At 43.3% G+C, this 24262-nt stretch carries 24 protein-coding genes; 16 read left to right on the top strand and 8 right to left on the bottom strand.

The genetic code is table 11. The annotated features are described in order from the left end of the window. The first annotated feature begins 18 nt into the window (after nt 1–18). The gene (gene codA / locus BC351_RS39785) at nt 19–1266 is read left to right on the top strand and encodes a cytosine deaminase (protein ID WP_244209337.1); all 1248 of its coding nucleotides are present in this window, start codon (nt 19–21) and stop codon (nt 1264–1266) included. A gap of 264 nt (nt 1267–1530) precedes the next feature. Here codA and BC351_RS39780 read toward each other — a convergent pair whose 3' ends face one another. The 3 genes from BC351_RS39780 to BC351_RS39770 are packed head-to-tail and all read right to left on the bottom strand — an operon-like array spanning nt 1531 to nt 3649. Beyond that, entirely contained in the window at nt 1531–2718 is a 1188-nt protein-coding gene (locus BC351_RS39780) for a S8 family peptidase (RefSeq protein WP_079421212.1), read from the bottom strand. A gap of 19 nt (nt 2719–2737) precedes the next feature. After that, nucleotides 2738–3160, bottom strand: coding sequence for a hypothetical protein (locus tag BC351_RS39775; protein WP_079421211.1), 423 nt, complete (start codon nt 3158–3160; stop codon nt 2738–2740). Between the two features lie 57 nt (nt 3161–3217). Continuing rightward, a complete protein-coding gene (locus BC351_RS39770) occupies nt 3218–3649 on the bottom strand; it encodes a hypothetical protein (protein WP_079421210.1) in 432 nt (143 codons plus the stop codon). A 396-nt stretch (nt 3650–4045) separates the two neighbouring features. On the opposite strand from BC351_RS39770, the gene BC351_RS39765 reads away from it, so the two are divergent. Then, nucleotides 4046–5941 carry a sensor histidine kinase gene (locus BC351_RS39765; RefSeq protein WP_079421209.1) on the top strand — a complete coding sequence of 632 codons (1896 nt, stop codon included), beginning with the start codon at nt 4046–4048 and terminating at the stop codon, nt 5939–5941. A gap of 125 nt (nt 5942–6066) precedes the next feature. Here the strand turns inward: BC351_RS39765 and BC351_RS39760 are convergent, their stop codons facing one another. Both BC351_RS39760 and BC351_RS39755 read right to left on the bottom strand, forming a co-directional pair. Further along, a complete protein-coding gene (locus BC351_RS39760) occupies nt 6067–6306 on the bottom strand; it encodes an NHLP leader peptide family RiPP precursor (RefSeq protein WP_079421208.1) in 240 nt (79 codons plus the stop codon). Between the two features lie 83 nt (nt 6307–6389). Then, on the bottom strand, nt 6390–7322 hold the full coding sequence (locus BC351_RS39755) for a hypothetical protein (RefSeq protein ID WP_079421207.1): 933 nt from the start codon (nt 7320–7322) through the stop codon (nt 6390–6392). A 251-nt stretch (nt 7323–7573) separates the two neighbouring features. Between BC351_RS39755 and BC351_RS39750 the strand changes: the two genes are divergently transcribed. The 3 genes from BC351_RS39750 (at nt 7574) to BC351_RS39740 (ending at nt 11052) form a co-directional block, all read left to right on the top strand. Continuing rightward, nucleotides 7574–8497 carry an ABC transporter permease gene (locus BC351_RS39750; RefSeq protein ID WP_208629918.1) on the top strand — a complete coding sequence of 308 codons (924 nt, stop codon included), beginning with the start codon at nt 7574–7576 and terminating at the stop codon, nt 8495–8497. Nucleotides 8498–8516: 19 nt separating this feature from the next. Continuing rightward, on the top strand, nt 8517–9410 hold the full coding sequence (locus BC351_RS39745) for a carbohydrate ABC transporter permease (RefSeq protein ID WP_079421205.1): 894 nt from the start codon (nt 8517–8519) through the stop codon (nt 9408–9410). A gap of 64 nt (nt 9411–9474) precedes the next feature. Next, nucleotides 9475–11052: an extracellular solute-binding protein gene (locus tag BC351_RS39740; RefSeq protein WP_425270967.1), complete on the top strand. Its 1578-nt coding sequence runs from the start codon at nt 9475–9477 to the stop codon at nt 11050–11052. Nucleotides 11053–11095: 43 nt separating this feature from the next. Here BC351_RS39740 and BC351_RS39735 read toward each other — a convergent pair whose 3' ends face one another. After that, nucleotides 11096–13360, bottom strand: coding sequence for an AraC family transcriptional regulator (locus tag BC351_RS39735; RefSeq protein WP_244209336.1), 2265 nt, complete (start codon nt 13358–13360; stop codon nt 11096–11098). A 205-nt stretch (nt 13361–13565) separates the two neighbouring features. On the opposite strand from BC351_RS39735, the gene BC351_RS39730 reads away from it, so the two are divergent. The 7 genes from BC351_RS39730 to BC351_RS39700 all read left to right on the top strand — a co-directional run bounded on the left by BC351_RS39730 (nt 13566) and on the right by BC351_RS39700 (nt 19965). Continuing rightward, complete coding sequence (locus tag BC351_RS39730) at nt 13566–14006, top strand: MarR family winged helix-turn-helix transcriptional regulator (RefSeq protein ID WP_079421202.1); 441 nt, start codon at nt 13566–13568, stop codon at nt 14004–14006. Between the two features lie 14 nt (nt 14007–14020). Beyond that, nucleotides 14021–14350 carry a DUF1904 family protein gene (locus tag BC351_RS39725; protein WP_079421201.1) on the top strand — a complete coding sequence of 110 codons (330 nt, stop codon included), beginning with the start codon at nt 14021–14023 and terminating at the stop codon, nt 14348–14350. Nucleotides 14351–14359: 9 nt separating this feature from the next. Then, nucleotides 14360–15280, top strand: coding sequence for an AEC family transporter (locus BC351_RS39720; RefSeq protein ID WP_079421200.1), 921 nt, complete (start codon nt 14360–14362; stop codon nt 15278–15280). A 95-nt stretch (nt 15281–15375) separates the two neighbouring features. Next, entirely contained in the window at nt 15376–15678 is a 303-nt protein-coding gene (locus tag BC351_RS39715) for a hypothetical protein (protein ID WP_079421199.1), read from the top strand. Nucleotides 15679–15717: 39 nt separating this feature from the next. Beyond that, nucleotides 15718–16086, top strand: coding sequence for a DUF423 domain-containing protein (locus BC351_RS39710; RefSeq protein WP_167388060.1), 369 nt, complete (start codon nt 15718–15720; stop codon nt 16084–16086). Between the two features lie 130 nt (nt 16087–16216). Continuing rightward, nucleotides 16217–18088, top strand: a complete 1872-nt coding sequence (locus BC351_RS39705) for a PAS domain S-box protein (protein ID WP_079421197.1) — start codon at nt 16217–16219, stop codon at nt 18086–18088. Nucleotides 18089–18114: 26 nt separating this feature from the next. Then, nucleotides 18115–19965: a sensor domain-containing protein gene (locus BC351_RS39700; protein ID WP_244209335.1), complete on the top strand. Its 1851-nt coding sequence runs from the start codon at nt 18115–18117 to the stop codon at nt 19963–19965. Nucleotides 19966–20010: 45 nt separating this feature from the next. On the opposite strand, the gene BC351_RS39695 is transcribed toward BC351_RS39700, so the two are convergent. Continuing rightward, nucleotides 20011–20508, bottom strand: coding sequence for a hypothetical protein (locus BC351_RS39695; RefSeq protein WP_079421196.1), 498 nt, complete (start codon nt 20506–20508; stop codon nt 20011–20013). Nucleotides 20509–20702: 194 nt separating this feature from the next. On the opposite strand from BC351_RS39695, the gene BC351_RS42850 reads away from it, so the two are divergent. Beyond that, nucleotides 20703–20864 (top strand): hypothetical protein, encoded by a 162-nt coding sequence (locus BC351_RS42850; RefSeq protein WP_167388058.1) that lies wholly within the window; start codon nt 20703–20705, stop codon nt 20862–20864. 243 nt (nt 20865–21107) lie between these two features. Here BC351_RS42850 and BC351_RS39690 read toward each other — a convergent pair whose 3' ends face one another. Then, nucleotides 21108–21356 (bottom strand): hypothetical protein, encoded by a 249-nt coding sequence (locus BC351_RS39690; RefSeq protein ID WP_079421195.1) that lies wholly within the window; start codon nt 21354–21356, stop codon nt 21108–21110. Between the two features lie 200 nt (nt 21357–21556). Between BC351_RS39690 and BC351_RS39685 the strand changes: the two genes are divergently transcribed. From BC351_RS39685 to BC351_RS39675, 3 genes are all read left to right on the top strand, one after another. Continuing rightward, a complete protein-coding gene (locus BC351_RS39685; RefSeq protein WP_079421194.1) occupies nt 21557–21859 on the top strand; it encodes a YunC family protein in 303 nt (100 codons plus the stop codon). Nucleotides 21860–22735: 876 nt separating this feature from the next. Beyond that, nucleotides 22736–23527: a basic amino acid ABC transporter substrate-binding protein gene (locus tag BC351_RS39680; protein ID WP_079421193.1), complete on the top strand. Its 792-nt coding sequence runs from the start codon at nt 22736–22738 to the stop codon at nt 23525–23527. An 84-nt stretch (nt 23528–23611) separates the two neighbouring features. Then, a complete protein-coding gene (locus BC351_RS39675) occupies nt 23612–24259 on the top strand; it encodes an amino acid ABC transporter permease (protein ID WP_079421192.1) in 648 nt (215 codons plus the stop codon). The last annotated feature ends 3 nt before the right edge of the window (nt 24260–24262 follow it).

Below are 24262 nucleotides of genomic sequence, written 5' to 3'. Positions count from 1 at the left end.
AAGGAGGCGACTTCACTGTTGGATCTAGTCATTCGTCATATACGGCTGCTGGGTGACTCTGACAATCAGGGGCCGATAGATATCGGAATCAAAGATGGCTTGATTGCCATAATGGGAAGCTTTGATGGTCAGGCTGAACGAGAGATTGATGGCAGCGGGCATCTGGCGCTTCCTCCTTTTGTAGAGTCTCACATTCATCTAGACACTGTGCTGACAGCGGGGGAGCCCTCATGGAATGAGAGCGGCACACTATTTGAAGGCATTCGGCTATGGCAGAAGCGCAAAGAGACACTTACTTATGAGGATGTTAGAAGCCGAGCGGAAAAAGTGCTGAGGATGCAGCTTGCGGCAGGGAACCTCCATGTGCGGACGCAGGCGGACATCTCTGATCCTCATCTTACAGCGCTGCGGGCACTTCTCGAATTGCGCGAGCGCGTCAAGCCTTATATGAATTTGCAGGTCATCGCCTTCCCGCAAGACGGAATTCGCGCATGTCCGGATAATGCGCAGCGGCTTGAAGAGGCGCTTCAGCTTGGCGCGGATGGCATTGGAGCGATTCCGCATCTGGAGCCTACGCGTGAGGAAGGACTGGCTTCGCTTGATTTCGTCTTCCGCCTCGCGGAGAAGCACGGATGTTTCGTTCATGTTTTTTGTGACGAAACGGATGATGCGAACTCCACCTTCCTGGAGAGTACAGCACATCTGGCTATGCGTTCAGGGCTGCGCGAACGTGTGACTGCCGCCCATGCCAGTGCTTCAGCGTACTATAGTGAAGCCTATTTTCAGAAAGTGCTTGGCCTATTGGCTCGTTCAGGTGTGAACGTGGTGTGCTGTCCGCTTATTAACAGCGCCATGCAGGGGAGATTTGACGGATATCCCAAAGGGCGAGGCATTACTCGCATCAAGGACCTATGGTCAGCAGGCGTGAATGTCAGTCTTGCACACGATGATATTCAGACACCTTTCTATCCGATGGGCACGGGAAGTATGCTCCAAGCTGCTCACATGGCGGCGCATTTGGGACATATGATGGGACGTGAGGAGGTAGCCGAGCTCGTGCGGATGATTACTATTCGTGCGGCAGCTACGCTGAAGCTTGAGGATTATGGCATTGGAGAAGGAAAGCCCGCTAATTTGATTGTGCTGCCGGGCCAAGATGCGATGGATCTTGTTCGAAGGCAGCCGGACTGTCGATATGTGATAAGCCGTGGTCGGATCGTTGCTGAAACGCAGCCTGCGAATAGCCGTCTATTTATAGCAACTTAAACCGATTTCATAGAGAAGGGTTGTCCCAATGGTCACAGGACCTAGTGGACAGCCCTTCTCTGTTTTGCAAATAAGAGGCTCTATGAGCTTCTATTTGCACAGAAAGGGATGATTTTTCGTGGATAGAAGTCTCTGGAGGCTGTTATCGATGAAATTGATCGTTACATCCCGTTATACAACAACCACAGGTAACAATGGAGATTAAAAAAGATGACTCCTGTTCAAAACGTTCATAACAGGAATCATCTCTTCTTCTGCGGATATTCATTTGTGTCTACTTGCTAATTCAAGTGCTTTATCCACTTGAATTAGGCCACGACCATATTTGAAGGTATCGCCTAAACGGAGAGCAGATTTTTCGACATATTTTTCAATTTCTTTATCTTTCATTTCGGGGAACATGCTTCGCATCAAAGCAATACTGCCAGTTACATGTGCTGTAGCCATCGATGTACCACCCGAGGTAACATAATCATCAGCAAATATGCTGATGATGTCCTGACCAGGGGCAACTATATCTAGTTGTTTACCCACGTTCGAAAATGAAGCCAGTTGATGCTCCTGATCGGTTGCTCCGACGGCAAACGCCTTCTCATATGCAGCAGGGTAAGCTACATTTCCTTTTGAGTTGTAGCCGGAATTGCCGGAGGATGCTACTACCATGGTCCCATTCTTAATAGCATGATCTACTGCCTTTCGTAATGCTTTAGATTCTTCGGTACCTTCAAGGCTAATATTAATTACGTCCAAGTCCTGTTTTACTGCCCATTCGATTCCTTTGATAAGGCTGCTATAACTTCCGTTACCCAAAAAATTCACTACTTTGATGGCGTAAATGTCCGCATCGGGGGCTACACCAATGAGCCCATAATTATTGTTTAATGATGCTATGATTCCAGTCACAAATGTTCCGTGGCCATTGTCGTCCATGTAATCGGATTTCCCATCTACGAAGGAGATCCCTCCACTAATTCTTAAATCCTTATGCTTATAATCGATGCCACTATCTAAGATGCCGATTTTAACCCCTTTTCCTGTAATACCTTGCATATGTGCTTTATCTGCACCAATATCCGCGACTCCCCATGGAATCATTTGCTCAGCGGTTGTTTCCGCATCAGACAAAAGTGTATTACTGGATATAGATTGAAAGGGGATAATTGATATTGTTGCATCAATCTCAATAGTTTCGATTAACGTATTATTGGTAAGGGATTTAAGTGCCTCCGGAGTTAAGTTTGCGGAAACCACAGATATCTCGGAATAAGCATCGATATCAGATACACCTTGGGTCTCCTCCAAGAGTTTAAGATCCGGTGTCTGTTTGAAATTAATAAGGTATTTATCGGACTTATCATTTCTCTTTTCCTCAGCGGCTGTTAAAGATTCCGTTGCAATAAATAAAGTCAAAGAGAGTGAGGCTAGGCACAGTGCTTTAAAGATTTTACTCAATGAGCTGTTCTCCTTTAAATTAGACTTGAGACAGTAAATGATTGCACAAGGTAGGGCATAGTTCTTGACTTAGTGCACTCATTAGTAAATGTTTTGGATTTATATCCGATGGCAAGTATGCAGCTATGATCGATTGAAATTCCTTAAAGGTTGGAATGGACTCAGAAAAAAGCTCGATCTGGTTTTCATCTATCTGTAGTTTTGTAAGTCTGGATTGAATCATTTCTTTTTTAGCCTCGAAGAATTTTTTGCTAGTTGGATCATCTTTTTGTGAGAGTCTGTGATTCATAACAATGAGTATATCCATTATTAACCCGTGCTGATCTTGGGTAATGTTATGATCCAACATATACATATGAAATGGGTGACTGTCTCCACCAATTACCGTCTTTAACAGCTGAATCTGGTACTTTAGCAATTCAATTTCCTTCTCAATATTCATTTGATTAACATTTCCTTTCTAATATGTTGTTTGGTAGCCAGTGGACGTTTAAATTACTTAAACAATGAAGAAGATGATTGCTTCGGCAATTACACGTGCAGCCCCCTGAGGGATACCAAGTTCGAATATCATGAAATCAACAAGTTCACTTGTCAGAACATTTTCAGCATGTTCCAGCCAGTCAGCAATGGAGTATCGGTGCTCTCTAATGATGTCTGCGTATTCTTTTTTTCCAAGCCACTCGAGGAATTCCTCAAATAGGGCACCGCCCTTTTTTAATGCAAAAATAAAGATACTTTTCTTCCAACCAGAAATTACTACGGTGCCATCTGCGTAAGTTTGTTGTTGATTTTGCTGGTTGATAGTGACTGCGGTAGAGACCTTATTCTGTTCCGCAGGCTTAGCAGCAAGTGCAAAGGTAGGGGAGAATACCGAAAACGCGATAGCAAACGAAAGAATGAATGGTACAGTTTTTAATTTTTTTAACATTCTCATTAATACCTCCATATTTTATCATTAATTTCCACTGTCTACCATTTTACATTCTACAATAACTATATTAAATTTTAAATATTTGGATTTTTTTGTAATATATAGATTTTATTAATTATATAACCCAATTCAACGTGTTAGGGCTCTAAACATTGTCTTAATGCCAATAGCGTTTGGGATACAGTTTATTTAGCTCAAGTGACAGAATATAAGAAGAAAAGGACGCGATAAAGAAGCAACGATTGGCATTGGTCGTAAGGTCATGTTAGCTTGGAACGGCCCCTTTAGTAATGTTTTCCATTGTTTACATGGCTATAAAGCAGGAAAGCATCAAAACCCGTCGAATCTATGCTATTGTAAATTAATGTAAGATGTCCTCGGGGAGGTGCATGAATGAAGCTAATCTTTCAGATGGTTATGAAGTATTTACTGGTTGCAATGATCAGTTTTGGAATCGTGGCACCTCAAGTGTATGCGGAAACTCCTAAAGAGAAGTTAACAATTCCGGATTGGAGCATCATGTGGGGGGATCCGCAAGGAGGAATTCAAGAGGTAAGGACCGCTCCCTCCAAGGATTGGATTACCGTTAAAAATGGCAAAACGTCCCCAGAGAAACCGGCAGAAGTAAATTCGGCATGGATTAAATTTCAGCTTCCAGCTCAAATTCCAATAGATTTTGGCATTTATATTCAAGGCATTCATGCGCAGAACATCCGGATATACATGGACGATCGCTTGATTCAAGAAATCAGGTTTGATTTTGCATTCGATAAACAAAGAGTATTATTTCCTATTGGCAATGAGGACGTAGGGAAAGTCGTTTATATAAAGCTGGAGACATCCATAGGTCGCTTGGATTTACATTCAGCTATTATGTTAGATAACTTTACGGTTTTGACGCGAGCATTTTTACTTTATGATTTGTTGAATATTATTTTAGGCTGTGTCTTTCTGTTCATAGCTTTGATCATACCCATAGCTTCTTTCTGCCTGAGAAAAGGTCGAGATACAAGTTGGGTTTTAATTAGTGTACTGAATCTAACACTTGGCATTATTTTTATTACGTATTCTTCTTTCATATACATAAATTTCACGAACTTTGGTGGTTTATATAGTGTCTTGTTTGATCTATCGCTGGCTGTGTTTTTGCCGACACTCACGTATTATTTTGAAAAAACGTTCGCTGACGGCAAATATAAGCTGATATGCTGGTTTAGGAAATTTCAGGTTATGTATTCGGTTTTTTTAATTCTTATTATGCTGGTTAATCAGTTTAATGGTTCTCGATTCAGCGAAGTATATTTTTTTGCTTCGGTTACTGTTTTGGGATATATAATGATTAGTCAGTTCATCCTCATGATTGGCTTCTCCATTCTTTTTGTAAAAAGGGGGAATAAGGAAGCGATCATTTTCTCAGCCGGATTTGCCTCGTTAGCTTTTATGAGTGCGCTAGACCTGATATATTTCTATGCGAGTTCTCAAAGCTATCAATTTAGCCTATGGAGATGGGGAGTAGTCGGATTTATTATTGCTACTATTGTCGTCTTAGGCAGGCGCTTCGCCATCAATCAGGAACAAATAATTAACTACTCCAAAGAACTCGAATTTTACAATCATCAACTCCAGCTGTCTGAAAAAATGGAAATCATAAGTGCCCTGGCAGCTTCAGTCGCTCATGAGGTGAGAAATCCTTTGCAGGTAACACGAGGCTTCTTGCAGCTTGTTGCAGCTAGAACCGATGATAAGAACAAAGAATATATGGGAATTGCGATTGAGGAATTGGATCGAGCCTCGGTGATTATCACGGAATTTCTAACATTTGCCAAACCGCAGCTTGATGAGGTCGTGGATTTAAATGTGTTCAAAGAGATTAGCCAAATTGAAGGGATTATTGTGCCTTTGGCTACTTTGCACGGGGGACGAATTATCGTTGATGTACCCAATGACCTAAATATACGAGGAAACTCTTCGAAATTAAAACAAGTGCTGATCAATATTATCAAAAACAGCATTGAGGCTTTCCAAGTAGATGGTCAAATTCATATATGGGCGTATGCGAAACACGAGAAAGTGTATATTCATATCAAAGATAATGGGGAAGGAATTGAGCCTACGCAGTTGATCAAATTAGGGGAGCCTTACTATTCAACAAAAACAAAGGGGACAGGACTTGGGCTCATGATTACTTTTCGAATCGTTGAGGCGATGCAAGGACATCTTGAGTTTCAAAGTCAGAAATATATCGGGACGGAAGCGATCATTTGTTTTCCTTCCATTGCTGTAAAATAAAAAAGGTCTGAGCTAACAAAGCGCAGCACCTTTTTCGTTTGTTATATGTTCCTGAAACAGCTCACTCCGTAATCTCCATAATACGAAATGAGTTATTCCAGTTAATTAAACGGTTTTGAATAGATTTAAGGCCACACATACTCAACAGCATTCGTAGTAACTAAAACCTTGGCAGGATTCGTGGGGATCACGAGAACAAACTCTGTAGAAGTTTCTTCAATGGCTTTAACTTTAATGTCATCTGGAAGTGTGATGTTAAAGGCTTGCTTCAATGCTGCTTTGGGGTTAGCGATTAGTTGGTTCTTGAATGCTTCGTCTTCCCAGGCCTTTTGAATAATTTGAGATTTCAATTCATTGGATGTCATTAGGAAATCCCCTCCCATAATTAATTGGTTAATTTTACCTGCAAAAAAATTATAACACGAATATTCTGAATAAACTAGTAAAATTATCTAGATTCAGACAAAAAATAGTAGAATCCGCCTGAAGCTAACTTCTTTCGTTTTTCTTTGATCTCTTGATTGACGGTTTGAATGTTCTTTACTAGCAATTCGTGGAATCTCGTCATTTGGGACAAGGAGGTCTGTAAACCAAGTAGATGATCATGATGTGCTGTTGCAATTTGTCCATATGTATCTAAGAAATCCTTAACATATAGTTGATCTTTAATCATATCTACAGTAAGTGTGTTTTCTTCTGAAAGATGCATGTGCTTCCGCATGGAGGCTAACAAACAATTATAAGAGCCATCCTCCAGATTTTCCTCCCAATCAGCCCAATCATCCAGCATTTGCAATGTGACTAACACTTGTTCGACGGCAGCTGTCACAGCAGGAATTTGATCAGCTTGTTTCGTAAGCAGAAGCGCAGCGGTGCTGGCGTTTTTGATAGGACTTGCCTTTCTCGCGAGCTGCTTCCGATCGGTGTGGAAATAATCGGCATGCTGCTCGTTGGTGACGGCTTCCGACCATTCGTGGATATAGGTATCGTAATAGTGCCAAAAAGGGGAGTGCGAAGGAAACATACTTCTATAAATGGCTAAGAATTGTACGTGGAATAGATTCGCGAGCGGCAACTTCTCCCTATGCTCACTTTTGGCTGAATCCATAATATCGTCCTGAATGAAATAATAAAGCATGACAAATACGTTCGCCAAAGAGAGCTTCTTCGTGGTTTCTGGCGGCAGCTCCGCAATGTCTTTCATCCAGAAAGGAAGTAGGTAGCAGATGTAATTGTTGGCTCCTTCTTCTTTACGGGCATCGAATTTAGCCAAATAAGCAAGCCCAAGTTGATCTAGAGGTGCCGGAAACGTGCTGACAATCTGCTTCGTTTGTGCGAATACGTCATGAAGATCTTGTTTATGCGCATCGAGCCAATCCATAGGCATATTCCCCTTTATTGGTATATTCTTGAAACTAGACTAGCACGAATTCTCGCCGGATACAATTCCTATTTTACTTCGCAATCCGCGCTGTTCATCCATTCCTTGCAACCCAGTTCACGGAAGTACATATTGTTCATAGTTCTTTTCACCGATTAGTTCACTTACCTCAAGAGGCTTCACTATCCGGTTTCTGCAGGGCGATTTATGATCATCTCATGACATATCGCTTGAGGGGGATCGTATCAACGATGATGAAACGACGAGGTTTTATTTATGAAATCATGACCAACAAAATCATGTTTCTCATGCTGCTGCCCACACTGATCTTCTTCCTTATTAACTCGTATATGCCGATGGTCGGCATCTATTACGCGTTTACGAGATTTGATTTCAATGACGGGTTGTTTGGCAGTCCATTTGTGGGATTGGATAACTTTTCTTTCTTATGGAAGTCTGGGATTCTCATGAAATTGACGCTGAATACACTCGGCTACAACTTAGCTTTCATTGTATTTGGCAATGTATTCGCCATCCTCTGTGCTGTGCTTTTGAGTGAAATTCGCAGCGTGTGGTTTAAGAAGATCGCCCAGTCCGTCATGTTTCTGCCTTATTTCATTTCGTTCGTTATCTTAAGCGTCATCGTGTACAACTTATTTAATTATGAAAGCGGGTTCCTGAACACGACACTGAAGGAGTTTAGCTCGAGTCCGGTAGACGTGTACAATACGCCTTGGGCGTGGGTGTTTCTGATCATTTTGTTTTATCTATGGAAAAATCTCGGGTACAGCATGGTTATTTATTTGGCTGCAATTACGGGGATCAGTGAGGAATATTACGAAGCCGCCAAAATGGATGGAGCTAATATTTTCGAGCGTGTATGGCATATAACCATTCCGATGCTGAAGCCAACCTTTGTGATTCTTCTTCTGTTTGCGCTTGGCAGTATTATGAAGGGTCAATTTGATTTGTTTTACCAGTTAATTGGAAATAACGGAGTTCTCTTCAATGCGACAGACATTATTGATACGTATGTGTATCGTTCGCTGAAGGTTACGTTCGATGTTGGCATGGCAACGGCCGCTGGTCTTTATCAGTCGCTGTTTGGGTTTATTTTAATCATTAGTGTGAACTACATCATTCGCAAAATGAATGATGACTACGCCTTGTTTTAGGCGGGGAGGAGCTGTAGGCGTGAGAATTAAGGATGAGAAATATATGTTTCTGTTTCAAACGATGGCGTATGCCGTTATTGTGGTTTCTTTTGTGGTTTGTTTATTTCCTTTTTTGATGATTATATCGGCATCGCTGACGCAAAATGAGTCGATTATCCGCAGCGGCTATCATTTCATTCCGCAGGTCTTCTCAATTGAAGGCTATAGGACCGTGTTTCGATTTCCCGAGCAGGTTCTTAAGGCGTACGGGGTAACGCTGTTCGTAACGATTGTGGGAACCGTCACTGGGCTGTTCTTGATGACGATGGCAGGATATGTTCTCCAGCGCAAAGATTTCAAATACCGAAATCATTTTTCTTTCTATATTTACTTCACCACGCTGTTCGGCGGCGGATTGGTGCCTTGGTATATACTGCTTGCCAATTATTTGAAGCTGACGGATACGTATTTGGTCCTCATTTTGCCCGGACTGATGAGCCCTTTCCTGATCATTCTGATGCGTAGCTTCATTAAATCGGCAATCCCTGAAGAATTGATTGAATCTGCCAAAATTGACGGCGCAAATGATTTCAAAATCTATTACAGCGTCGTGCTGCCATTGTCGATGCCGGGCATTGCGACGGTCGGTTTGTTCCTGGCGCTTCATTATTGGAACGGCTGGCTGCTTTCTTCCTTATTTATTAATGACCCCAACAAATATGAACTGCAATACTACTTGTACAACGTCATCAACACGATGCGGTTTGTGGCCCAAATGGGCGCAGGCACAGGCGTAGTTATGACGGGAGAAATGCCGACGGAGTCGACCAAGATGGCGATGGCGATTGTCGTAACCGGTCCGATTCTCTTCTTGTATCCCTTCGTTCAACGTTATTTCGTGAAAGGATTGACAATCGGTGCTGTCAAAGGTTAGAACCGAAGAAGGATCACACAAGCCATCCTTCACGGCTGACATAGATGTTCTCAATAAAGGGAGGATTCCAATGACAATGATCGCTACACCTCGATTCTCAGCCCTGCTTGCCGGGGCGCTATTCATCACAGCTCTGAGCGGCTGCAGCAGCGCAGATCAGCCGAAGAAGGAGACTGCGGCACCTGCTTCGAGCGCAGCTGCAACAGCAGCTGCGGCGAAGGCGGAAGCTCCTAAGAGAGACAAGGTAGAGCTTCAATTCTACATGCTTGGCAACGCTCCCAAAGACCTGCAAATCATTCAAGATGAAGTGAATAAGCTGTCTTCCAAAGAGTTGAATACAACCGTAAAATTCAATTACACCACATGGACCGATTGGGATCAAAAGTATAAACTGCTGCTTTCTTCCGGTCAGCAAGTGGATTTGATCTTCACGGCTGATTGGACGCAGTACCAATCCTACGCCAAAAAAGGCGCGTTCTTGCCGCTCGATGACATACTGCCTAAAGCTGCGCCGGCCTTGACGAAATATGTCCCTAAGGATATGTGGGAAGCTGTGAAGGTAGACGGTAAAATCTACACCGTGCCGGCGACATTCAAGGAATATGTCACGAATGGTTTTGTTTGGCGCGAGGATTTGAGAGTTAAGTACAATTTGCCGAAGCCGAATTCGGTTGAAACGTTCGAAGCTTACATGGATGGCATTAAGAAAAATGAGCCAAACATGCTGCCTTTCGCAAGCGGTGCAGACGGCAACCTCATCGTGAACGGCCTTCGGGATATCGTGCATAACAGTGTAGGCTCACCGTTGTATGGCATAGGCATTAACTACAATAAGCCTAGCGAGGTTTACTCGTATTGGGGATCCGACGAACACCTTGGTGATATTAAGATTGCCAAACGCTGGATGGATAAAGGCTTTATCCCGAAAAACGTGCTGAATGTGAAAGACTCTACCTGGGATCAGTTGGTGAGCGGTAAAGCTGCGAGCGAATTTGGCGATAATCCGGCGCGGTTCAACGATTCATTGAATAAAATGAAATCCACGCATGCGGACTGGAATCTGGACTATTTCCCATTCCCGGTTGCCAAAGGGTACGCGCAGCCTGTACATCCTATTCATAATGGCTTTGCAATTCCGAAAAGCAGTAAGAATACTGAACGTGCTCTGGAGTTCTATGAGAAGATGGTAACGGACAAAACTTATAATTGGCTCACTTCCTATGGCATTCAAGGTAAAAACTTCGATGTTGATAATGGCTATTACAAAATGATAGGCGATAACAACTCGAACGGCTTCCCACGGGAGGCGATGAACAGCTGGGCATGGCGGAATCCCGATCTGATGTTGTTCGAGAAAAGCTTTGACGGTGTCAAAGCGATCTATAAAGAGCTGGACAAAATTCAAAAACCGGATATTTTCACAGGTTTTGCTGAGGATTACAGCGCATATCAGGCTGAGAAGGCTGCTCTGGAGCAAGTGGAGAAGCAGTACTTATGGCCGCTGCAAATGGGGCTTGTAGCTGATGTAGATGCAGGATTAAAGACGTTCATGGAGAAAGCGAAGCAAGCCGGACTTGATAAGGTGCAAGCGGAGTATAAGAAGCAATGGCTTCAATATTTGAACGAAAAAGGCATTAAATAAAACACAAACAGCCGCCTTGCATATTTTGCAGGGCGGCTGTTTGTTAGGTTAAGGCTTGATTCTCAGATTCGATGACATCCGTTTTTCGGTAGTCGGTGGGAGTTACGCCAAAGTTTTTCTTGAACATGCGATAGAAGTAGGAGCTGTTCGTATACCCAATACGTTCAGCGATGTCGGCAATGGAGAGATCGGATTGCTTAAGCAATCCCTTGGCTCGTTCCATGCGCATCGTATTGATGACATCCACAACGGCCTTCAGCGTATTTTGTTTATACACGCGACTGATGTAAATAGGTGACATATCGAGCTCATCTGCAATCCAATTCAAGCATAAGTTGGGATCCCCGCAATTCAGCTCAATCATCTCATTGATTCTACGAATCAGATCGTCTTGCTTCATGCTTCGTTTGTCATCGAGCCTTCTCTTCATTTCATCGAACGCTTCGAAAAAGACGGCCTCGATTTCTTCAATGGTTTCAAACTGCGCTAGCGTCTGCCTAGAGATCGGCAAAATTGGGGGCAGGTCGAGGGAATTGTTTTTGAAGATGGTGTATAGGACGCCGCTCAGGGTTATGGTTAATCGTGAGAGAGTAGCTTGGAATACACGGATTGGATAAGGGTGGGTTTCTTCCATAATGACGGCATACAGCTTCTTGGCTTCGCCAACCTTGCCGGCCATTAAGGCATCGACCAGCTTTTTCTCCTTTTCAACGGTGAACAGGTAGTCATCTGTTTCCGTGTAAGGATGTTCCTGTGAAGCAATTAAGCAGCCAGATCCCAAGAAGACGCGATGCTCGGATGCCTCGACGACTTGGCGGTACAGCGGTACGAGGTTCTGAGGCTGAGAGCTTTGCGGGCTGTATGTGATGGACAAGCTAATTTTGAGCAGATCGTTAACGGCCTTTTGAATTTGCTTCAGCAGGGTTTGCAGCATACTCTGATCCCCGTCGCTTGGCGCATTACGGTCATTAATGAGCAGCACCGTGCGATCATCGCCCATATCAACGGTTTCCACTTGGAAGGCTTGTGAAGCGATTTCTGAGCTTATATTCATAATGGCATATTTATAAACATGAAGATCATCTTGGTGATTTTGCCAAAAAGGTTGAAATCGATCAATACGAAGCAAGATAAGTCGATAATCGTCCTGAAAGTCAAACGAAATACCAAGCTCGCTGCGTTTATCCCGCATCATTTTGGTCGTAACAGGTTCATGCCCTTGGAGCAGCTTGCGCAGAACATCCTGTTTGAGAGTGAACAATGAATTGCGTTTATCGGACTCCAACGATTTCATTTTATTCACAATGCGGTTAATCGGAATGTAAAGCTTGCGAGATAACAACCAAGAAATGAACAAGCCTACAGCTAGAATCGAAATGCCAATATAGATCGTTGTCGTTCGAATCGCATTTAACTTTCTGGTAATGATCTCATAGGGCGTAAATCGGATATAGCGCCATTCCAGCGAGTCTGGAGCGGTATAGGAAATTAAGGATTTCGTGCCGCCCACGGTTCCAATAAAGTATCCGGCAAGCTTAGTACTCATGATCTGCTGTGTTATTGCGGATTCAGGGGCAAGCGTTATGGAAGGATTCAAGTTATCCCCAGCAAGCATATTTCCCTTATCGTCGAGTATAAAGGAGCTGCTGGCCTCATCTCCCCTTTGCTTGCCGATGTCTTTATTAATCCAATCCGTTGTAATGTTGACAATAATGGCTGAATTCAACGCATTATCGTTTCCAATCGCATCATAACAAAGATAAGTGTAGACATTGCTTTTTTGGGTCGCTGAAGCATTTTTCAAATAGGTTCGCGGGATAGGAACAAAAGGTTTAAATTCCTGAAAATGATCAAGAATAGTTAAGATATCCTGATCAACAAGCTCATCTTTCTTCATTAAACCATTTTGTCCTGTATTTGAAGAAACGTACACATAGGGAGCTTTTGGGTTGTAGACATAGATGGAGGCGATATAGGGCATTGAATTCAAGTAATTGTTCAGCTCTCTCATAGCGGCGGTCGTGTCATAAATATCGGGATTTTCATAAAACATTAACTTGGTAATATTGCCGTTCCGATACATTTGGAATGTAAGCGATTGCGCGCTTTCCGTCATCGAAATGACCTCTCGGCTAGTTTGCGTTAAATTCTCTAGGTCGGTTTGATACACTTGATTCAAATTGATGTTCCGATAATTGACGAAATAAATCGTGGAGGATACCAGCAAGGTAAGGACTGTACAAAGAATTGTGCTAAGCAGAAGCTTGACGTACAGGTTGCGATTGTCTCCCGAAGTCTTTATGTTCACCGGCATTCCTCCCCTTAAAAACCTACGGATACAATGATTCCAATTATTTCTACCATATCACTCAAATGGAAACAGACACAAGATGAAATGATTCAACATTTATGAACTAATCAAACTATTCGCATTGACAGTGCGGTTTTTTTTAGATACATTTGAAACAAAACGATTGTTCACAATATGAACGGAACGAAAGGAAATGAATGCGATGAGCAGCAGTGAATTTTTAAAATTGGAAAACCAACTGTGCTTTAGTCTATATGCAACCTCTAGAGCGGTTACACGAATGTACCGTCCATTTCTGGAGGAGCTGGGCATCACTTACCCGCAATATTTAGTATTGTTGGTCCTATGGGATCAGAAGGAAAGCACAGTGAAAGAGCTGAGTGAGAAGCTTGACCTGGATTCAGGCACGCTGACGCCAATGTTGAAGCGAATGGAAGCACAGAAGCTGGTTCAACGAAAACGATCCGTAGAAGATGAACGAGTTGTGAATATTCAAATCACAGAAGAAGGACTTGCCTTATACGAGAAGGCGTTATGCATACCACAAGCCCTGCTTGTCTCAAGCGGACTTTCTCCGGAAGAAATCTTCCAATTCAATGAACAGCTGAAACATATTATCAGCAGTGTAAATACGTTTAAATAAAGGGGCGATGAAGCATGCCTAGAATTACGATTAGGGGCTTATCCGTGGAACAAGTTTGCCAAATCAGCACCCGTGTAGTGGATCAACTAGCCGAGATATGTGAATGTGAACGGGATTATTTTACATTGGAGTGTGTCCAGCACGCGGCCATCTTCGATGGCCAGATCGTTCCCGCCTATCCCTTCATTGAGGTGGCATGGTTTGAAAGAGGCGAAGAAGTTCGCGAACAGGTTGCAAAGGCGCTAACGAACCATGTGCTTGGACTAGGTATTCCGGAAGTTGAGGTTGCTTTTACGACCTATGCCCAAGATGCTTACTTCAACAATGGCATTTCATTTAAGTGAGGATCAGCAATGAGTTACTTCTTTTACATCCTGGTTAACAACATCGTTCCTATCAGTATTATGATTGCCATTGGCGTGGCGATGTACCGCGCGTTCAAGATTGATATCAAGACGCTTTCGAAGCTTAACTTCTATGTGTTTTCACCTGCGTTAGTGTTTGTTAAGCTGTATGAATCCGAAATGAACTTGCATGTTTTGATGCAGGTTCTCTTGTTTTTTGTCCTTTTCTTCAGCCTGCTTTTTGCTGTCATCGAAATCTATATTCGGTTGAAGAAAATGCACCGCGGCATGCGGATTGCCATGCGCAACAGCGTTATTTTCTACAATAGCGCCAATTATGCGCTGCCGCTGAATCAAACTGTTTTTGGCGGAAATGCTTATACGTTATCCGTTCAAATCGTTATCATGATCATGCAAACCCTAATTCCAAACACCTACGGGATCTACACGTTAAATGCGCATAAATCAAGCTGGAAGGCCACGCTGAAAACCATTCTGTCCTTGCCGGTGATATACGCCATTCCGGTTGCGCTGTTGCTGCGCTATTTCCATTTGCCGGTTCCGTCACCGATTCATATCCCGCTCGATTATATATCCAATGCCTTTATGGCGACAGCGCTGCTGACACTTGGTGTCCAGCTGGGCGGCATGAAATGGGAGTTTCACTTCTCCAATGTGCTCGTTTCCAACATTTTAAGACTGGCTGTAGGGCCGCTGCTTGGGTTCTTGGTCGTCTGGATGCTTGGCATTGAAGGACTCACGGCTAAGGCGTTGGTTCTTTCTTGCGCTGTACCCACATCCCTCAGCAGTGTGCTGCTGGCTATAGAATATGAGAATGAGCCGGAGTTTTCCTCTCAAGCCGTGTTTGCTTCTACGCTATTTAGTATGTTTACGATCCCAGTCGTCATTTATTTTTTGGGTTTTATGTGAACATTGTGGGGAATCATGAAATAAGCAGGAGTTTCGACATTTTTCGGCGAACAGGTTACATACTTGTTTAACTACGAATAGAGGGGGCATTTAATATGCGTTATCAATTCTGCCAGTATGTAACGATCGTCGACATGAATGAAGAAATTTTATCCGAAGTTTTATTTGAACATGGGGAATTCGAATCGAATGCGCTGGCCATCGGCTCATCAGTTGTCATCTATGAGCTGGGTCTCAAACAATTCGAAGTCGTTTACGACAAAAGAGAAGGTAAAACTGCGCGCAACAAGGTTGTAGACATCGAGCTTGATCTTATTAAGCAGCCAACGGTAACACGTGTTTATTTGGAGCCTGTTCGTCTCATTGTCGGGCAGCATGATATTGGTGAAGTGGAATAAACGAGACCTCGTCATTGAAAGGAAAGAAGAAAACCTATGATGAAAATTTTCTTATTGCTGGGCAGCTTGAATGCGTTTCTTTCGGTTGCTTTAGGAGCTTTCGGAGCGCACGCTTTGAAGGCCAAGCTGACTCCTGACAAGCTGGATGTGTATCAAACAGGTGTGCATTACCATATGATTCACGCAATTGCGCTTATCCTGATTGCTGTGCTGTCAGATAAATTAACGAACAGCAGCGCTTTAGTCAATGCGTCCGGCTGGGCAATCTTTATCGGTATTATCCTGTTCTCGGGCAGCCTTTATGCTTTGAGCTTGACAGGGCTCAAAATTTTCGGTCCCATTACACCGCTTGGCGGCGTAAGCTTTCTGGTAGGCTGGATTCTGCTGGCAATTGCCGCTATGAAATAAGACAAGAAGAGTCGGGATAATCCGACTCTTTTTTCTTCGATTTGTGCCTTCTTGCAGGAAAAAGCACGTATCATGTAGAAAGTAGTCATTGACGGATACTCATTCTTCCTTAATTGAAAGGATGTGACGCATGGCTGATTTCAACAGCAACCAATCAGAAACGGATAAGCCACTCACTTCGGAATTCAAGCTGCTCACAAGCCATGAGTTGTTTCAACATTCATTTGATTGTGCTGTTATTGCTATGTCCATTGTCACATTGACTGGCAAACTACTCACCGTAAATTCATCATTGTGCCGATTATTAGGATATGCCAAAGAAGAACTGATAGGTTTACATTACCAGACATTTTTCTATGCCGATGATGTGGATGCCGTTGCCCAATTATGGAAGCAGATGCTTCAGGGAGAGTGTCAGTCTTTTCAGGTGGAGAAGCGATTTCTTCATAAAGACGGTTCGGTCATTTGGGTCAGCCTGTCGGTTTCCTTCGTACATCATGAGGACGCTAGTCCGATATGTCTATTGGCTCAAATTCAAGACATCTCGGAGCGAAAGGGTTACGAGCACAAACTAGAGGAAAGTAGAAGCAACTATCAATCCCTAGTCAAATACAATCCAGATATGATCTTTATGCTAGATGAGGCGGGAAAACTGGTGGATGCCAATCCTGCTGTAGAAGCCATCTCGGGTTATTCGAAGCAAGAGCTTTTTGGGAAGTCCATCCAATTTCTCATTGTACCCGAATATTTGCCTCTGTTAAAAGGCATGTTTGAACAAGCGAAGCTAGGGGTTACCGGAAGTGCAGAGGGGAAGATCCTGCATAAGCAAGGTCATCAGATCACGCTGGAGATTAATTTTATTCCCAAAATTAAACAAGATCATGTGGAGGGCAGTTACCTCATCGCGAAAGATGTTACCAAGCGTAAACAGAATGAAGCGATGATTGACCAGCTGCATACCAAAAATCAGCTTATTTTAAATGCTGTGACTGATGGTATCTTCGGGATTGATGAGCATTTGGGCACTATTTTCTGGAACCAGGCCGCTGAGCGTTTAACGGGCTATACGTATGAGGATATGTTTGGCAGCAATGCTTATCATATTTTGACACGTACGAGTGAATCCGACGCAGCTTTGCAGAGCGATATTCCCTCCGCGTTATATCGAACCATCCGAGATGGCGTCTACGATTGCAATGCAAATGAAATATTTTATAAAAAAAATGGGGATTCCTTTCCTGTTGAATACATGACATCTCCGATCTTTGATGAAAATCAAATCATTGGTGTCGTCATGACCTTCAAAAATATTGCCGAGCGTCAACACACGGAAGAGATGCTTCGCAAATCCGAGAAGCTGTCTGTTGTGGGTCAATTGGCAGCCGGTGTTGCCCATGAAATTCGGAATCCTTTGACCTCACTCAAAGGATTCATCCAATTTCTGCAGCAAGGCGCAGTAAACAAGCAAGAATATTATGACATCATGATGTCTGAATTAACCCGGATTGAGTTGATAATTACGGAAATGCTTGTGCTGGCTAAGCCTCAGCTCATACGCTACCAGCCCAAACGTATCGAAACGATTGTTCAAAGTGTCATCACCTTGCTGGAAACGCAGGCGCACATGAATAATATTCAATTCGTTGTCGTCATGGAGCAACAACTGCCGCTCGTTCACTGCGAGGAAAACCAGTTAAAGCAGTCTTTTATCAATTTGATCAAAAATGCAATGGAAGCGATGCCAGATGGCGGACAAATTGATATCCATATGCAGATGGCGGATGATACAACGGTGCGCGTCATCTTCAAAGACAGAGGCTCCGGCATTCCGGATCATGTCCTTGCCAGACTGGGTGAGCCGTTCTACTCCACGAAAGACAAAGGAGCGGGACTCGGCCTTATGACGACAAGCAAGATTATTGAAGATCATCATGGTCAGTTAATGTTGGAAAGCAAAGTGGGAGAAGGAACGGTTGTCAGTGTGACGCTTCCTATCACCTAGAGTGAGCAGTAAGAGGAGGCTAATTTGTGAAAAACCGGCTCTATATTGGCGGATATATGTTCATTGTCATATTCGTTAGCCTTTACGTAAAGCCGTATGCTGCGTGGATTTGTGTACTTGCTTCACTTTTGCTGCTTATTATGCTGTTTAAAAAAAGTGAAAGATCAGCTACATTGATTAATGGAATACCGCAGGATCATACTTACCTGAATGTGCTCGATTCCTTATTCGAACACAATCCGAATGCGATTGGCATCTTCGATCAAGAAGGAAAATTCATCAGAATCAACGTGGCGGCAGAAACCATCCTTGGCTATTCGGCATCAGAGCTGCTTCATCAGTCATTTATCAGCTTTGTGACTCAAGAGCAATATGAGCCCACATCCAGTCAACTGGAGCATGTAAAGGCCGGCACGCCTGTTACCTTCGAAACCGCTGTGTTCCATAAGAGCGGCTATCGGGTAGATTTGAACGTTACCGCTGTTCCTGTTGATTTGAAGCCCAATGCTAAAGGCAATATTCTGATATGCCAGGATATCACAGAGCGCAAGCGCGGCGATGAACAAGTGCGCTATATGGCCTATTATGACGATATGACGGGACTTCCGAACAGACGAGTGTTTAGAGATCATTTGAATGAACGGCTTCATCTGACGAAAGCTTCGGGTCAAAAGGTAGCCGTCTTCTATTTGGATATCGATCGTTTCAAACTTGTCAATGACAGCTTCGGTCATGATTATGGCAATATGCTGCTGCTGCAGTTAGCCGAGCGATTCACTCGCGCTGTGACAGAGAACGACTATCTGGCTCGGACGGAAGGCGACGAATTCGCCTTTTTCTTTACGAATGTGGCGAATGCCAATGATGCGATAGCGGTAATCGCTGAGATCAATCGAGTGCTCGAAAAGCCCTTTCTTCTTGAGCAATATGAGCTGCATATTACAGCGAGCATCGGAATCGCCATATCTTCAGAAGATACTGAAAATGTCGAAGATGCGGATATGCTTATGAAGTATGCGGATATTGCGCTGGCTAGAGCGAAGGAAAAGGGCCGCAACGATTTCCAAATCTTTAATACCGATATGAAATCCGTGTCCATTAACCGGCTTAAGCTGGAGAATGAGCTGCGAAGAGCGATCGCTGGGGATGAGTTTATGTTATTCTATCAACCCCAAGTCGATATTGAGACAGGCCGGATTGTTGGTGTCGAGGCTCTAATTCGCTGGAATCATCCTGAGAGGGGGATTGTATCCCCTAACCATTTCATTCCTTTTGCAGAGGAATCCGGGTTAATCGTGCCGATTGGCGAATGGGTGCTGCGAGCCGCTTGCAAACAGAATAAAGCATGGCAGAAACAAGGATATCCGTTGATGCCGATCTCCGTCAATTTGTCGATGCGGCAGTTCTTCCAGCATAATCTCAAAGGCAAAATCCGTCATGTGCTTGAGCAAACGGGACTTGAACCGCAATATTTGGAGCTGGAAATTACGGAGAGTATGACGATGGACGTGGATCACGCCATTCAGTCCTTGCTGGAGCTCAAAGAGCTTGGCGTTCATGTCAGCATCGATGATTTCGGGACAGGTTACAGCTCCCTGTACTATCTGAAGAAATTCCCAATTGATAAGCTGAAAATTGATCGTTCCTTCGTTCGCGATATTATGGTCGATCCCAATGACGCGGCGATCGTTGCCACCATTATTGCTATGACCCATCACTTGAACTTGAAGGTCATTGCGGAAGGTGTAGAAACTGAAGAACAGCTGCATTTCTTGCATCAGAATCGCTGTAATGAAGTGCAAGGCTATTGGTTTAGTCCGCCTGTGAGTGCGGATGATTTAGAGGGCATGCTGAGGAACGGCGTTACAACCGCATAAAAAAGAAGAGGGTGTTCCTTGAGTTCAAGGGCACCCTCTTCTTTTTTATGATGTAGCGACGTAATCGTCGATCTCGTTTAATTTGAACAAATACACTTTTTTCTCATCGACATGGTACACCGTTACATTCTGATTGCTGTCATCATAATTCAAAATCCGGCAAGGAAGATTCAGCTTAATGCCTTTACCTTTGATCACCGTCAACCGGATCAGTGTATTATTGGCCTTAAATTTCTCCAATTGCTGGACGATAGCTGCTGCTGCTTCACTGATGGCTGCTTTCGCTTCTGGTACTGTTGCAGCTAGCGGCGCCTCAACCGCCTTTTTACTTGTTTGCAAGGAGGGCGCGCTGTCTTTTTTCTTGTTTACTTCAATCAACTTGCCGAGGTCGATGCCTTTGAGAATTTGATAATCTTTCACAGTGTTGGTATTTAAAAGATGAAGGAGCTTTTCCATGGCAAGGCCATTGGTAGTCTCTTCAATTAGAATCTCTACAGTGAATAAATGTCCATTCGGACTGATGTTTCCTTTTCCCTGACTCATATGGCCTCCTAGCTGTCCAAAACTGCTCATGCTTTAACTATATCATGATCTTCTGCCCAAACATAGCTCGCTTTTTGCAGGAATAGGGGAAAGTGGACGAAGAATGGGATTGGAATAGGAACTCAAATTAGGGTGAAACCAGATTTTTAATGCTATTATAAAAGAAAATTAATTATGAGAAGGAAGCGAGAAATATGAGGACTCAAGATCAAATTAAACGTATGGTTAATCAGCTGGAACAGAAGTTGAAACAGCTTAACGAAGCAGAAAACATGGGCGAAATCAATGAAATTCGAGCGCAAATTGAGATCCTTGAATGGGTTTTGGATGCTCCCGTAGGGAAGTATCATGCTTAGTGAATGGGTTATATTAATCCTGATTTGGATATTTTTCAATTTAATAATTAGGTTGCTAATTCACTATAAGTTTAAACACATGTCCACTCGCGTTGAGAATACCTTAGTTGTAATCGGGATGCTGCTTATATTTTATTTTTATGTGTGTCAATTTTAATAAACGAAAAATATAAAAAAGCCCCCTCACTGCTTCGCCATGAGGAGACTTAATCTTGAGATTTTAAACGAATTAATTAATTAGAGTTATTTAACACCAAAATATAGTTTTGCAGCGGCAATATCAGCTTCGTATTGGGCATTTTGTGCGTCGAGCTCCCATTGATCATGAGCATTGCTTCCATCAATCCAATATTGCTGCGTCAGCGCTGTTAGATAGGAACTATAACTATTGTAATTTTGAATGTTTACAAGTGGGTGGGCATACACAGATGAGGCACTCAACATTGAAATAGCCACGACAGAAGATAATAAGATAGATTTAATAAGTTTCACTATAATCCCTCCGAATGGTATATTTTGTATACACAGGTATCATATAGCATGGAGAAGCAGCCTTCAAGCGATTTACATATATATAACAATTATGGGATATCCAAGCGTTGAAAACGGACGAACAACAAAACCTTTTTCACACCGTACTAGCCGCGCTCGCATATACTTCTGTAAGACTGCGAAGAGGAGCTGTGCAGAGCATGATGCGCGTTGAACCCATTCTCCTTGAAGGACATACAGCCATTGCCATCGAGGTAAAGCTGCCCAAAACCACACTGCTGGTTGTAACGACGGATAAAGGTTATATTATGTGTGGCGCACTTGACGTGGGGCTGCTCAATGAACGCTTGCGGGACCGAAATATTGTAGCAGCGAGAGCAACAGGGGTTCGAACGATTGAGGAGCTTCTGGATGCACCGCTTGAGTCGGTGACGTATACGGCTGAGGACCTGGGGATTGTAGCTGGCATGACCGGTAGGGAAGCAATTCTGAAAATGATGTAACCATGTAACGTCAGAAATAGGACGCTAAGATCGAGAGATCTTGGCGTTTTTTTATGTTTCCGACCGGAGACGAGCTGTGAATCACAACGAGCCACTATGTAGGATCGTTGCTGATGTCGTTTGCTGAAAGCCTGCAAAAGTACAGGCATTTTCCGCGAAATCGTGTGAAAAAGGGAAATGCCTGCGATTGTGCAGGAATTTTCATGCTTTTATTCCTATATTCAAGAAAAGGCCGGAAAAAGATGCATAATCGCAGGAATTTGCCAAATTGGACCATTCCAAGCGATAAAAAGATGCACAATTGCAGGTTTTCAAAGGTGTAGACGGACAAGTCGGTACTGTTGGCGTTTGTTGCCAGCCTTTCAGCCCTCAAACTGAGGCGTTCTAGTCTTTTCGGCTTGTTGAACACCCCTATTTGGCATCTGCCAAGCAGGGGTGGGCGAATTAAGGTGGCCACTCGGGCCGAATCAAAGATGGCACATAGGTGAAATCAAGATGGCACACAGGTGGAAACGGGATGCAATAGGGTGAAATCAAGATGGCACACAGGCGGAAACGGGATGCAATAGGGGTGAAATCAAGATGGCACACAGGTGGAAACGGGATGCAATAGGGGGAAAATCAAAATGGCGCACAGGCGGAATCGTGATGGCATATGGGCGTAATCAGGTTGGCGCACGAGCGAAATCAAGATGGAGCAAGCGCAGAATGGTCATTTTGAACAAAAAGCCCTCTCGCTTTTGTGCAAAAAAATAAAAATAATTGCGATGTGTCAATTTCCTGTATTTTCCTGCAAAATTACGCCATGAAGGCGTTGTTATTTTATTGACCAAGTGTTAAAATATGATTCGTCCAATATATAGTACGGGGGGAAACATGTTGAAAAAGCTAATGATGATAGTTTTGGCTGTGAGTTTAGCGGCAGCAATATCGGGTTGCGGCTCCAAAGATAGCGGTGGCACGAAGTACAAATTTGCGACAGATGCAGCTTACTCGCCAATGGAATTTATGGATAAAGATAAGATGACTGGCTTCGATATCGATTTTCTTGCAGAAGTAATGAAGGAAGCAGGTCTGCCCTATGAAGTAAATAACATAGGCTGGGATACGATGCTGACAAGCGTGAAGCAAGGGAAAGAATATCAAGGCGGAATTTCCAGTGTTTCTATTACAGATGAACGTAAACAAAGCTATGACTATTCCATTCCGTATTTTGAATCTAAGAATATGATTCTTGTCAAAGAAGGCAGTCCGGTCAAAAGTGCGGCAGACTTGAAAGACAAGAAAGTAGCTGTGCAAATTTCGACTACAGCAGATACGCTTATGACGAAAATCATGGGTGATACGAATAAATCGTTGAAACGTCTGGACAACAATACACTTGCTTTGATGGAGCTGGAAAATAACGGCGTTGACGCGGTTGTAGCCGATATTGCGATCGTTCGTGAATATGTGAAAAACAACCCCAATAAAAAATTAGTAATCATCGCGGATCCTACCAATTTTGAGTCTGAATACTATGGTATTCTTCTTCCAAAAGGCAGCGAATTGAAAGCCAAACTGGATCCAGCTATTAAAAAAATGATCGAGAACGGCGCCTACGCGAAAGTGTACAAAAAGTGGTTTGGCGAAGAGCCGGATACCAAAAAATTACTTGAACAAAAATAATAAGGTCAACAGCATGCGTGACTTCAACCTTACGCATGCTGTTGTTCTGTTACTGGCATAATAGTCAACGAAAGGAAGTGTGGAATGGATTTCCGTTTTGATATCATTGTTGAATATATCCCTTTATTACTCAAAGGGACTCTTTGGACGATAGGCATTTCCATTCTGTCCATCATGTTTGGCTCTGTCTTGGGCTTGGGCGTTGGCTTAAGCAAAATGTCGCCTCGAGGCTATCTGAGATGGCCGGCAAGCATTTATGTAAACTTTTTCCGCGGCACACCGCTGCTGGTCCAAATCTTGCTTGTCCACTTCGGAGTCGTTCCCTTATTCCTTGGCACAACGAACGCAATTATTGCTTCTATTGTTGCTTTATCTTTGAATTCAGCGGGTTATATGGCTGAGATTTTTAGAGCGGGTATTCAGTCTATTGATAAAGGGCAAACCGAAGCGGCGCACTCGCTGGGAATGACACATTTTCAGACGATGAAGTCGGTCATTTTGCCGCAAGCGATCAAGCGGATGATTCCTCCTTTCGGGAATGAGTTTATCGTACTGGTCAAAGATTCATCCTTGTTTGCAGTCATTGCTGCTCCGGAGTTAATGTACTGGTCCAATGCGATGCGCAGCCAGTATTTTAAAGTATGGGAGCCTTATTTGACAGCCGCGCTTATTTATTTCATTCTCACTTACTCTTTAAGCAAACTGCTTAACTATGTGGAAAGGAAAGTGTAGCGT

Source organism: Paenibacillus ferrarius (assembly GCF_002027705.1).
Lineage (GTDB): Bacteria > Bacillota > Bacilli > Paenibacillales > NBRC-103111 > Paenibacillus_E > Paenibacillus_E ferrarius.
This window is presented reverse-complemented; position numbering and strand designations above follow the sequence as displayed.

Coding starts and splice junctions, on each gene's coding strand:
- BC351_RS39775 (WP_079421211.1), bottom strand. CDS start 3,160: ATGAATATTGAGAAGGAAATTGAATTGCTAAAGTACCAGATTCAGCTG.
- BC351_RS39770 (WP_079421210.1), bottom strand. CDS start 3,649: ATGTTAAAAAAATTAAAAACTGTACCATTCATTCTTTCGTTTGCTATC.
- BC351_RS39755 (WP_079421207.1), bottom strand. CDS start 7,322: ATGGATTGGCTCGATGCGCATAAACAAGATCTTCATGACGTATTCGCA.
- BC351_RS39695 (WP_079421196.1), bottom strand. CDS start 20,508: ATGAGTCAGGGAAAAGGAAACATCAGTCCGAATGGACATTTATTCACT.
- BC351_RS39675 (WP_079421192.1), top strand. CDS start 23,612: ATGGATTTCCGTTTTGATATCATTGTTGAATATATCCCTTTATTACTC.
- BC351_RS42850 (WP_167388058.1), top strand. CDS start 20,703: ATGAGGACTCAAGATCAAATTAAACGTATGGTTAATCAGCTGGAACAG.
- BC351_RS39705 (WP_079421197.1), top strand. CDS start 16,217: ATGGCTGATTTCAACAGCAACCAATCAGAAACGGATAAGCCACTCACT.
- BC351_RS39725 (WP_079421201.1), top strand. CDS start 14,021: ATGCCTAGAATTACGATTAGGGGCTTATCCGTGGAACAAGTTTGCCAA.
- BC351_RS39685 (WP_079421194.1), top strand. CDS start 21,557: ATGATGCGCGTTGAACCCATTCTCCTTGAAGGACATACAGCCATTGCC.
- BC351_RS39715 (WP_079421199.1), top strand. CDS start 15,376: ATGCGTTATCAATTCTGCCAGTATGTAACGATCGTCGACATGAATGAA.
- BC351_RS39760 (WP_079421208.1), bottom strand. CDS start 6,306: ATGACATCCAATGAATTGAAATCTCAAATTATTCAAAAGGCCTGGGAA.
- BC351_RS39680 (WP_079421193.1), top strand. CDS start 22,736: ATGTTGAAAAAGCTAATGATGATAGTTTTGGCTGTGAGTTTAGCGGCA.
- BC351_RS39765 (WP_079421209.1), top strand. CDS start 4,046: ATGAAGCTAATCTTTCAGATGGTTATGAAGTATTTACTGGTTGCAATG.
- BC351_RS39720 (WP_079421200.1), top strand. CDS start 14,360: ATGAGTTACTTCTTTTACATCCTGGTTAACAACATCGTTCCTATCAGT.
- BC351_RS39730 (WP_079421202.1), top strand. CDS start 13,566: ATGAGCAGCAGTGAATTTTTAAAATTGGAAAACCAACTGTGCTTTAGT.
- BC351_RS39710 (WP_167388060.1), top strand. CDS start 15,718: ATGAAAATTTTCTTATTGCTGGGCAGCTTGAATGCGTTTCTTTCGGTT.
- BC351_RS39750 (WP_208629918.1), top strand. CDS start 7,574: ATGATGAAACGACGAGGTTTTATTTATGAAATCATGACCAACAAAATC.